This window comes from Variovorax atrisoli 110B (assembly GCF_000382045.1).
Lineage (GTDB): Bacteria > Pseudomonadota > Gammaproteobacteria > Burkholderiales > Burkholderiaceae_C > Variovorax > Variovorax atrisoli.
This window is the reverse complement of sequence record NZ_KB907482.1, coordinates 1-10,049: the sequence shown is the minus strand read 5'-3', so window position 1 is coordinate 10,049 and position 10,049 is coordinate 1. Positions and strand designations below refer to the sequence as shown.

At 67.8% G+C, this 10,049-nt stretch carries 9 protein-coding genes and 1 pseudogene; 5 read left to right on the top strand and 5 right to left on the bottom strand.

All coding sequences use genetic code 11. From position 1 onward, the window contains the following. Positions 1–105: porin (locus tag G369_RS39675; RefSeq protein ID WP_244164430.1), on the bottom strand; the 105-nt coding region annotated here is incomplete at its 3' end. A 201-nt stretch (positions 106–306) separates the two neighbouring features. Here G369_RS39675 and G369_RS0135025 point away from each other — a divergent pair. Together G369_RS0135025 and bamA are read left to right on the top strand one after the other, a co-directional pair. Continuing rightward, entirely contained in the window at positions 307–975 is a 669-nt protein-coding gene (locus G369_RS0135025; RefSeq protein ID WP_019658733.1) for a nuclease-related domain-containing protein, read from the top strand. Between the two features lie 83 nt (positions 976–1,058). Further along, positions 1,059–3,461, top strand: coding sequence for an outer membrane protein assembly factor BamA (bamA, locus tag G369_RS0135020; protein WP_019658732.1), 2,403 nt, complete (start codon positions 1,059–1,061; stop codon positions 3,459–3,461). Between the two features lie 55 nt (positions 3,462–3,516). On the opposite strand, the gene G369_RS0135015 is transcribed toward bamA, so the two are convergent. After that, a complete protein-coding gene (locus G369_RS0135015) occupies positions 3,517–4,344 on the bottom strand; it encodes an intradiol ring-cleavage dioxygenase (protein ID WP_019658731.1) in 828 nt (275 codons plus the stop codon). Further along, positions 4,341–4,502 (bottom strand): hypothetical protein, encoded by a 162-nt coding sequence (locus G369_RS38980; protein WP_157773887.1) that lies wholly within the window; start codon positions 4,500–4,502, stop codon positions 4,341–4,343. The genes G369_RS0135015 and G369_RS38980 overlap by 4 nt, the downstream gene beginning before the upstream one ends. 195 nt (positions 4,503–4,697) lie before the next feature. Here G369_RS38980 and G369_RS0135005 point away from each other — a divergent pair, with 195 nt between their 5' ends. The 3 genes from G369_RS0135005 (at position 4,698) to G369_RS0134995 (ending at position 7,561) form a co-directional block, all read left to right on the top strand. Next, positions 4,698–6,314, top strand: coding sequence for an ATP-binding protein (locus G369_RS0135005; protein WP_019658729.1), 1,617 nt, complete (start codon positions 4,698–4,700; stop codon positions 6,312–6,314). After that, on the top strand, positions 6,311–7,006 hold the full coding sequence (locus G369_RS0135000; RefSeq protein WP_019658728.1) for a response regulator: 696 nt from the start codon (positions 6,311–6,313) through the stop codon (positions 7,004–7,006). The genes G369_RS0135005 and G369_RS0135000 overlap by 4 nt, the downstream gene beginning before the upstream one ends. Positions 7,007–7,288: 282 nt before the next feature. After that, positions 7,289–7,561: a hypothetical protein gene (locus G369_RS0134995; RefSeq protein ID WP_020723477.1), complete on the top strand. Its 273-nt coding sequence runs from the start codon at positions 7,289–7,291 to the stop codon at positions 7,559–7,561. A 13-nt stretch (positions 7,562–7,574) separates the two neighbouring features. On the opposite strand, the gene G369_RS0134990 is transcribed toward G369_RS0134995, so the two are convergent. Further along, on the bottom strand, positions 7,575–9,689 hold the full coding sequence (locus tag G369_RS0134990; RefSeq protein WP_026346884.1) for a type IV pilus secretin PilQ: 2,115 nt from the start codon (positions 9,687–9,689) through the stop codon (positions 7,575–7,577). Between the two features lie 157 nt (positions 9,690–9,846). Then, positions 9,847–10,049, bottom strand: a pseudogene (locus tag G369_RS36915) (porin); the annotation flags it as partial.

The window sequence follows — 10,049 nt, the reverse complement described above, 5'->3', positions numbered from 1 at the left end:
GTAGGTCAGGCCGGCGTCCACGACGCCGAACAGCGTGACCGACGATTGGGCAGAGGCCAGGCCGCAGACGGCCAGGGCAGCGAGTGCCGTGAGGGTTTTCTTCATTCAGGGTTCTCCGGTTGCAGCGGCTCCACATCGAGCAGCAGGCACGCATGGTCCCGTTCAAATTCGGAGGAATCTTGTGGTTGGCCCTCGCCGGACGGCAGTTGTTGTTTGCACGCAAACCTCGAAGGTCCACCGACGGAAACGCCTCGTGCAAGAAGTCTCCCAGAAGCGGCGCGATGCTCCTGCCGAAAGGAGTCACCCATGACATTGGCCTTGCAAGGCAACACCGCCACCTCGCTGGGCGTGCAGCAGCTCGCCAGCGCATTCAGTCCCGCCTTCTCGTACCTGCGCATCCTTCGCAACCTCATCATCCCGATGCCCGAGAGCCACACCGTGCCCACCGCACGCATCGACGCAGTGCTGGTGTGCGAGACCGGCGTGTATCTCTTCGAGATCAAGGCATGGCGCAATGCCTTCGTCTACCGCAAGAAGGCGCAGCAGTCGCCGCCGCGCTGGTTTCTGCGCCTGCACGGCGACAAGAACGCGCGCGAGGTGAAAGACCCCGCATGGCAGGGTGGACGCAAGACCACGCAGCTCAGAAGCCTGCTGTCCGACGAGCTGCGGCTGCAGTACTTCGTGCTGCTGCCTTGCGAAGGCATCGAACTCGAAGGCGTGATGCCGGCGGCCGTCATCACGCAGCATGACCTGCCCTACATCGCACGCCTGGTTCGCAACAACGGCCGCCTCGCGCGCAACTACCCGCTGCTGGACGAGCAGGGAATCGATCGGACCGTCCAGCGACTGCTCGAGATCCAGGGCGGGCTGACGCTGGAGGATCACCTTCGCAACTGCCGCGAAGGAAGTACCCAGCCTGCCGCAGCCGCCAGGGCATCGGCATGGGCGGCTTCGAACGCGATGGGGTTGCAGTAGGCCGCAGGCAAAGACCCCGGTCGCGCCGGGGCAGCCCGGTCAAGGTCCCAAATTTCTCCGACTTTGGCGGAAACCATGCAGCGATGCAGTTTCCCAAGCCATTGGCAGCCGCCGCCGCGCTGCTTGCCTTCACCGCCGCTTCTTCCGCCTGGGCGGTCGAGCCCTTCACCGTGCGCGACATCAGGCTCGAAGGCCTGCAGCGCGTCGAGCCCGGCACCGTCTTCGCCACCATGGGCCTGCGAGCCGGCGACACCTACAGCGACGAGCGCGGCAGCGCTGCCATCCGCGAGCTGTTCAAGCTGGGCCTCTTCAAGGACGTGCGCATCGACGTGAACGGCAACGTGCTGGTGGTCGTGCTGGAGGAGCGCCCTTCCATCGCCGACGTGGAGTTCGCGGGCACCAAGGAGTTCGACAAGACGGCGCTGCAGAAGGCGCTGCGCGAGGTGGGGCTGTCCGAGGGGCAGGCCTACGACAAGGCGCTGACCGACCGCGCCGAGCAGGAGCTCAAGCGGCAGTACATCGGCCGCAGCCTCTACAACGCGCAGGTGGTCACCACCGTCACGCCGCTGGAGAGGAACCGCGTGAACATCACCTTCACCGTGACCGAAGGCGAACCCGCACGCATCAAGGAAGTGCGCGTGGTCGGCAACAAGGCCTTCAGCGAGAGCACGCTGCTGGATCTGTTCGACCAGGACACGGGCGGCTGGCTCGACTGGTACACCAAGTCCAATCAGTACTCGCGCAGCAAGTTCAACGGCGACCTGGAGACGCTGCGCTCCTACTACATCACGCGCGGCTACCTGGAGTTCCGCATCGACTCGACGCAGGTCGCCATCTCTCCCGACCGGCAGACGCTGACCCTCACGATCAACATCACCGAGGGCGAGAAGTTCGCGGTGGCCGGCGTGAAGCTCGCGGGCGACTACCTGGGCCGCGAGGACGAGTTCAAGACGCTCGTGACCATCCGCCCCGGCAAGCCCTACAACGGCGAGGACGTGGCCGCCACCACCAAGGCCTTCACCGATTACTTCGGCACCTTCGGCTACGCCTTCGCTCGCGTGAACGCCGAGCCGGAGATCGACCGGCAGAACAACCGCGTGACGCTGGTGCTCAAGGCGGAGGCCTCGCGGCGCGCCTATGTGCGGCGCATCAACATCGGCGGCAACGCCAGGACGCGCGACGAGGTGATCCGCCGCGAGTTCCGCCAGTACGAGGGCGCCTGGTACGACGGCAACAAGATCCGCGCCTCGCGCGACCGCATCGACCGCCTGGGCTTCTTCACCGACGTGAACGTCGATACCGTCGACGTGCCCGGCTCGCCCGACCAGGTCGACCTGGCTGTGACGGTTGCCGAGAAGCCCACCGGCTCGCTGCAGCTGGGCGCGGGCTACTCGTCGACCGACAAGGTATCGCTGACCTTCGGCATCACGCAGGAGAACGTGTTCGGCAGCGGCAACTACCTGGGCCTGAACGTGAACACCAGCTCGTACAACCGCACCATCTCGCTCACGGCCACCGACCCGTACTTCACCAAGGACGGCATCTCGCGCACGCTGAACGTGTTCCACACCACCACGCGGCCCTACTACGAGGCCGACGGCAACTACAAGCTCGCCAGCGACGGCGGCTCCGTCCGTTTCGGCTTCCCGGTGGGCGAGCAGGACACCGTGTTCCTGGGCATCGGCCTGGAGCGCTGGTCTTTCACGCCGGGCACCAACGGCACCTATACGCTGGTCGATGGCTCGTACGTGTACACCGCCACGCCGCAGGCGTACCTCGACTACTTCAAATGCACGGGCACCGCGCCGAGCGTGAGCTGCGCCAAATCGAGCATGATCGCCATTCCCGCCACGCTGGGCTGGTCGCGCGACGACCGCGACAGTGCGCTCGTGCCCACGCGCGGCCGTCTGCAGAGCGCCAACCTCGAGATGGGCGTTGGCAGCGAGCTGCGCTACCTGAAGACCAACTACCAGTACCAGCAGTATTTCCCGCTGTCGAAGCAATACACGCTGGCCATCAACGGACAGCTCGGCTACGCGCGCGCGCTGGGCGACAGCACCTACCCCATCTTCAAGAACTTCTACGCCGGCGGCCTGGGCTCGATCCGCGGCTTCGAGCAGAACTCGCTGGGCCCGGCCGACTCGGTCACGGGCGGCGCGCTCGGCGGCACGCGCAAGGCGATCTTCAACATGGAGTTCAGCACGCCCTTCCCGGGCGCGGGCAACGACAAGACGCTGCGCCTGTACACCTTCCTCGACGCGGGCAACGTGTTCGCCGACCGCACCGCGAGCATGACGGACGCGCAATGGAAGGCGCAGAACCGCATCCGCGCCTCCACCGGCATCGGCATCAGCTGGATATCGCCGCTGGGCCCGCTGCGGCTGGCCTACGCGGTTCCGCTGGTCTACCAGAAGGCCGACACCGCGAACAACATCTCGGCCGACCGCACACAGCGCTTCCAGTTCCAGATCGGAACCTCGTTCTGAGTGCGAGCGGCTTCTTCGTGCGGCGCCCAGGCTGGGCGAGCCAGTCGCCGGCTGCTCAGCCCTCCGCGCGAGGCGGCACGATCGCGCGGACGCGCGCTGCGCCCTCCGGCGAGCGCGGGTGCGAAAGGCCCAGCCCTTCGGAGGGCATCTTTCCAGGCGGCGGGCTGCCGGGGCGGGGCGGCCGGTCGACCGCCGGGTTCGCCGCCGGATCGACCACCAGCGCGAGCGTCGCGACGTAGCGCTGCCGTTCCTCGCGCACCGAGCCGAGCACCGTGGCACCGGCCTTCAGCGCGATGCCATCGACGCTGTTGAGCGTGTCGCGAAGCCGCGCACGCCGGTAGGAGGAGACCTGCGTGTAGAGGAACTCGCTCAGCGCATCGGGCAGGAAGAACTGCGAGGTGAGAACGGCGCGGACGCCATGGATCACCTTGAAATGGATGTGCGTCGTCCGCCCTGCGTACCAGCCCGGATAGATGGTGGCGAAGGCTGCGCCGCCGTCCCGGTCGGTGAACTGGCTGCCGCGCAGGAAGGTCTTGCCTTCGAAGGTGAGCGAGCGGTCATCGCCCTGCTCGCCGAAGCCCGAGTAACGGCCCTGCGCGTCGCAATGCCACAGGTCCACGCGCAGTTTCGGAAGCGGCCGGCCAGTCGCGTCGCACACGTTGAAGCGCACCTCCAGCGGCACGCCCTCCAATCCCTCGGCAATGTCCGAACGCTCCAGCGCGAGATCGAGGTAGTACGGGCCTTCCGTGGTCTGCGCCGTCAGCGCAAGCCGGTGCGCTGCGGCAGGTGCAGCATTCGCGGCTGCCGACAGGCCCGCCGCGCCGAAGGCGGCCAGCAGGCCGCGGCGTCCGATGGGTGCGCGCGGATGGGGGGTGGAGGTCATGGGTTCCTTCTTTCTTCCGCCGCATCGGGCGACGAGGGTCGTGTGGCCCGGCTCTCCGCCCAGAAGACGATCAGTGCCCAGGCCTGCGCGAGCAGCCAGAAGAACACCGTGATCGCCAGCAGCAGCGGCAGGTCCGTGTGAGCCGTGGGAGGGGTCATGGCCGGCATCGTGGGGGCGCAACGGGGAGAAATCATGGAGAACGCAGGAAAAGCGGTTCTCCCATATTCCTCCACATTCGGCCGCAATGATCGGGTGCCCTCCCACCCGGTCCGCCTCCCGTCTTTGCCTGCCTGTCTGACTGTCAGCCCGCCCGCCGTGCATGCCGCAGAATGGGGCATTGCCCCTTCGAGCCCATGCCGCACCTGACCCTTTCCAGAAAGATCTTCCTGGCGCTGGCCGCCTTGCTGATCGTCCTGCTGATCAGCTTCGCGGGGCTGTCGATCATCGCGCTGCAGCGCGGGCTGGGCTCCTACGTGGCCGAGATCGAGATCCGGCGCATGGACTGGCTTTCCCAGACGCTCCTGAAGTACTACGCGGCCCACGGCGACTGGAAGAGCCTTCAAAACAACGACGAGGTGTGGCGCCGCCTGCAGATGGGACGGCTGGCCGCCGCGCTCGACAACGGCACCGGCGGCAGTTCGGACGAACGGCGGCTGCCGCCGTGGTACGAGGACCGCGCGATGCAGGGCAACCCTGCGCCGGACGGCAAGACCCACGGCTTCCCGGCGGGCGATGGCAGCCCGCCTCCTCCGCCGCCGCCCGAGCCCGGCTTCGGATCGCAGCATCTCGAGCTGGTGCCCCGCCGGTTCCCGACCATGCCCCCGCCCTGGTTCTTCCGCGATCCGCGCGAGATGCCGGACTCCATCTTCCAGCGGCTGGCCGTGCTCGACGCGCGCGGTGCGCGCGTGGTCGGCGCCGAAGGTGACTTCGCCAACGCGGCGCGCGTGCCGATCCGGCGCGACCGCAGCGTCATCGGCTACCTCGCGCTGATGCCGTTGCAGGGCCTGGAGAGCGAAGCCGACCGGGCCTTCGTCGCGCGGCAGTCGGGCGTGATCGTGCTCACCGGCCTGTGCGGCCTCGGCTTCGCGCTGGTGCTGTCGTGGCTGCTCGCGCGCCGCTGGTTCCGGCCCATCGACGAGCTCACGCAGGCCGCGCAGGACGTGGCACGCGGCCGGCTTTCCACCCGGGTGGCGGTCCAGGGCTCGGACGAACTGGCGCTGCTGGGCCGAACCTTCAACGACATGGCGCAACGGCTGGACACGATGGAGGCCTCGCGCCGCGCCTGGCTGGCCGACGCCGCCCACGAGCTGCGCACGCCGCTGGCCGCGATGCGCGCCGAGATCGAGGCGCTGCAGGACGGCGTGCGCACCTTCGACGAACGCACCGCGCTGCGGCTGCACCGCCAGGTGATCCGCCTGGGCCAGCTCGTCGACGACCTGCGCAGCAGCATGCGCGAACCGCAGAGCGACCTGCTCACGGCCACGGTCTTCCCGATCTCGCTGCTCAAGGAGGCGCTCGACCACACGCGCGATCGCTTCGCCGCGCGCCGCATCACCGTGGACCGCCGTGCGGTCGACCGCATCGACGCCTCCGCACAGCCTGTGGTCGAGGGCGACGCACACCGGCTGCACCAGGTCTTCATGAACCTGCTGGAGAACGCGCTGGCCTACACCGACGAGGGCGGCGAACTGCGCATCGACGTCGCCGTCGAAGGCGCATGGACGGGCAACCGGCTCACGCTGGTGTTCGACGACAGCGCGCCCGGCGTTCCCGAGGCCGAACTGCCGCGCCTGTTCGACCGCCTCTTCCGCGGCGAGAGTTCGCGCAGCCGCGAACACGGCGGCTCCGGGCTGGGCCTCTCCATCTGCCGCGCGACCATCGAAGCGCACGGCGGCACCATCGACGCGTCGGCCTCGCCGCTGGGAGGTCTGCGCCTGACCCTCACCCTTCCACTGGCAGCAACGTCATGACACGCATCGTCATCGTCGAAGACGAAACCGACATCGCCTCGGTGGTGCAGGACTACCTGCGCCACGCGGGCTACGAGACCGAGCACTTCGCGGACGGGCAGAGCGCGCTCGACAGCATCGTCGCCTCGCCGCCCGACCTCACGCTGCTGGACATCATGCTGCCGCGCCTCGACGGCATCGAGGTGCTGCGCCGCGCGCGCGAGCACACGCCGCACCCGATCATCATGCTGACGGCGCGCATCGAGGAAGTCGACCGCCTGCTGGGCCTGGAGCTCGGCGCCGACGACTACGTGTGCAAGCCCTTCTCGCCGCGCGAGCTGGTCGCGCGCGTGCGCGCCGTGCTGCGGCGCACCGCGCCGAACGCCGCACAGGGCTCCTCGCCGCCGGGTCACGCGACGGGACTGCTGCTGGACGACGTGCACTGGCGCGCTTCGCTGGAAGGCACGCCGCTGAACCTCACGCGGCGCGAGTTCGGGCTTCTGCAGGTGCTGTCGCGGCACCCGGGCCGCATCTTCTCGCGCGCCCGCCTGCTCGAACTGGCCTACGACGACACGGTGGACGTGACCGAGCGCGCCATCGACAGCCATGTGAAGAATCTGCGCCGCAAGCTCGGCGCGGTGACTCCGCAGCACGACTGGATACGGTCGGTGTACGGCGTTGGCTTTGCGTGGGAGGCCCCGGCTCCGGACTGAGCTGTAGCCGCGACCCGAGGAACGGACAACCACCTCATCCCGGGAAGGCCCCGGCGCGGAAGTCGACTGCGAGCGAGCGCAGCCATCCCATTTTTCTCCCGCTTTGAAGTCCACGATACCGGCATGAACAGTCACCGGTATCGAAGCCCAGAAGGCACATGGCGCGCATCGCACGCATCACGTGGCGCACTGCAGGGCCTGCATCACGACGGCCTGGCGGCACCGGCACACACACGAGGCGGCTTCCCGGAACCCCTCGGGCGGGCCCGATGGGGCAGCGGCATGCTGCTTTCTTCCGTGGCCATGGCGCGCTACCGCAAGCCGTCCTGGGCTCCGCGCTTCGCCGGCTTGCTGGCATTTGGTGCCCTGGTCCTCGGCATCTTCGTGGCGGGCAGAGACACCTGCGCCCACGGCGAATCGACCGCGGCGGGCAGCTACAGCCAGTCCACCCTCATGCCGATCACCGCAACCGGCTCCGCAAGGCCGAGCCTGCGCGAGAGCAGTTGCCGGCGCGGCCGCGCCGGCTCCGGGCGGCTGCGCACGAAGGCCGCCTGAGGCCATCCATCACTCATCGCGCCGCGTTGCGATCCGAGATCATCTTCGGGCTGATGAAGATCAGCATCTCGGTCTTGTTGTTGACCCGGCTGCGGGTTCGGAACAGCGGGCCGACCATGGGCAGTTCGCCGAGCACCGGCACGCGCGATTCCGAGTTGGTATCTGTGAGCTCGAAGACGCCGCCGATGACGACGGTGCCGCCGTTCTCCACCAGCACCTCGGTCTGGATGTGCTTGGTGTTGATGGCATAGCCCGCGGTGGTCGACTGGCCCACGGTGTCCTTGTTCACTTCCAGCGCCAGGATGATGTTGCCCTCGGGCGTGATCTGCGGCGTCACCTCCAGCTTCAGGTTCGCCTTGCGGAACGCGATGGAGGTTGCGCCGCTCGATGTGGCCACCTGGTAGGGCAGCTCCGTGCCCTGTTCGATCAGCGCCTTGGTCTGGTCGGCCGTCACCACGCGAGGGCTCGACACCACCTTGCCCTTGCCGTCGGCCTCCAGCGCCGAGATCTCGAGGTTGAGCATCTTCGTGAGGCTGGAGTTGAAGAGCGACAGCGCGAACGTTCCGACCGCGTCGCCGGTACTGCTGGTCGCGGGCAGGTTGACGAAGCTGGTGCTCGAATAGGTGTTGGTGCTCGTGGTGGTGGTCACGCCGCCGGTGGTGCTGGAGCTCACCGAAGGCGTCACGCCCACCGACGAGTTCGAATTGACGAAGCCGCCGCCCAGCTTGGCGCCCAGCGACTTGCTGAAGGTGTCGGTCGCCTCGACGAAGCGCGCCTCGATCAGCACCTGCCGGATCGGCACGTCCAGCTTCTGGATGAGCTCGGCCACCTGAGCCAGGCGCGAGGGGATGTCGGTCACGAAGAGCTGGTTGGTACGCACCTCGGCCAGCACGCTGCCGCGCGTGCTCAGGACGCGCGTCGTGCCGCCGGAGCCGCCCCCGGCCCCGCTGCCACTGCCCATGAGCCCCTGCGCCACGGTGGCCGCCTTCGCATAGTTGAGCTGGAATGACTGCGTGCGCAGCTGCTCCAGTCCTTGCAGGGTGGCCTGGGCCTCGGCCCTGATCTTGTCCTTGACGTTGAGCTCGTCCTCCGGCGCGATGCGCAGCACGCTGCCGTTCTTGCGCATGCCGAGGTTCTTCGCCTCCAGGATGATGTCCAGCGCCTGGTCCCACGGCACGTCCTTCAACCGCAGCGTCAGCGTGCCGTTGACCGAATCGGAGGTGACGATGTTGAAGTTGGTGAAGTCGGCGATCACCTGCAGCAATGCGCGGATCTCGATGTTCTGGAAGTTCAGCGACAGTTTCTCGCCGTTGTAGCCGACCCCCTGCGTCAGCTTGGCAGGGTCGATCTTGCGCGGGCGGACTTCCACCACGAACTGGCTGTTGCTCTGGTAGGCGCTGTGCTCCCAGTCACCGCGCGGCTCGATCAGCATGCGCACGCGATCACCGGCCTGCTGCAAGCTCACCGTCTGCACCGGCGTGCCGAAGTCGGCCACGTCGAGCTTGCGATTCAGGCCCTCGGGCAGCTGCGACTTCGTGAATTCGACGACGAGGTTTCTGCCCTGCTGGCGGATGTCGACGCCGACCTGGTCGTTGGGCAGGCTCACGATCACGCGGCCCGCGCCCTCGGTACCCAGGCGGAAGTCGACGTCGCGCAGCGGCAGCACGTCGCGATTGCGGTTCTCCGCGAATTCGATGGAGGTGGCAGTCACCAGCGCGGGCCCTGCCGCGGCCTGCAGCGACACCAGCAGCGACTTGCCGCGCACCTCGGTCTTGTAGGTGGTCGCCTGTTTCAGGTTGAGTACGAGACGCGTGCGCTCCCCCGCCTGCACCACATTCACGGAACGCAGGTTGCCCTGGTTCATCTCGATGGCCTCACGGCCCAGGCTGCTGCCCATGCGCATGAAGTCGAGCGCGATGCGCGCAGGTGACTGGATGGCGAAGCCGTCGGGCACGGAGGCCAGCGGCTCGGAGAAGTCGACGCGCAGCACTTCACTGCCTGCCTGCAAGGACCCCGTGACCGACTCGATCCTGTTCTGCGCCTGCGCCGCCGCGAGCGGCCCGAAGGCAGCGAGCAGGAACACGGCCGCGCGCAACCGGCACGCGAACGCGACTATCTGTTTGTTCATTTGACTGCCTTGAAATTCGGCACCTTCTCCTCGCTGCCCTGAGCTTCCCTCCCGAGTGCAGCGCGTTCCGCAGACCGCGCAAGCCGTTGCGCGCGGCGGGAACGGGCAGCACGGCACCTTCGTGGCGGCCGCGCTGCCCCCTCGATTCCTTACACGCTCAGAACGCGTGTCGGATGCCGAAGTCGTAGCCTGTGGACGAACGCGGCAGGCCGCTGTAGCCCGTGCCCGTGCTGCCGTAGCCGGTCGTGCTCGCCGATACCAGGCTGCCCGTGTAGTTCACGTCATTGCGGTTGTTCACCCGCGCCACCGTCGCATACAGCGCCGTGCGCTTGGACAGGTTGTGCACGTAGCCGATCGCGA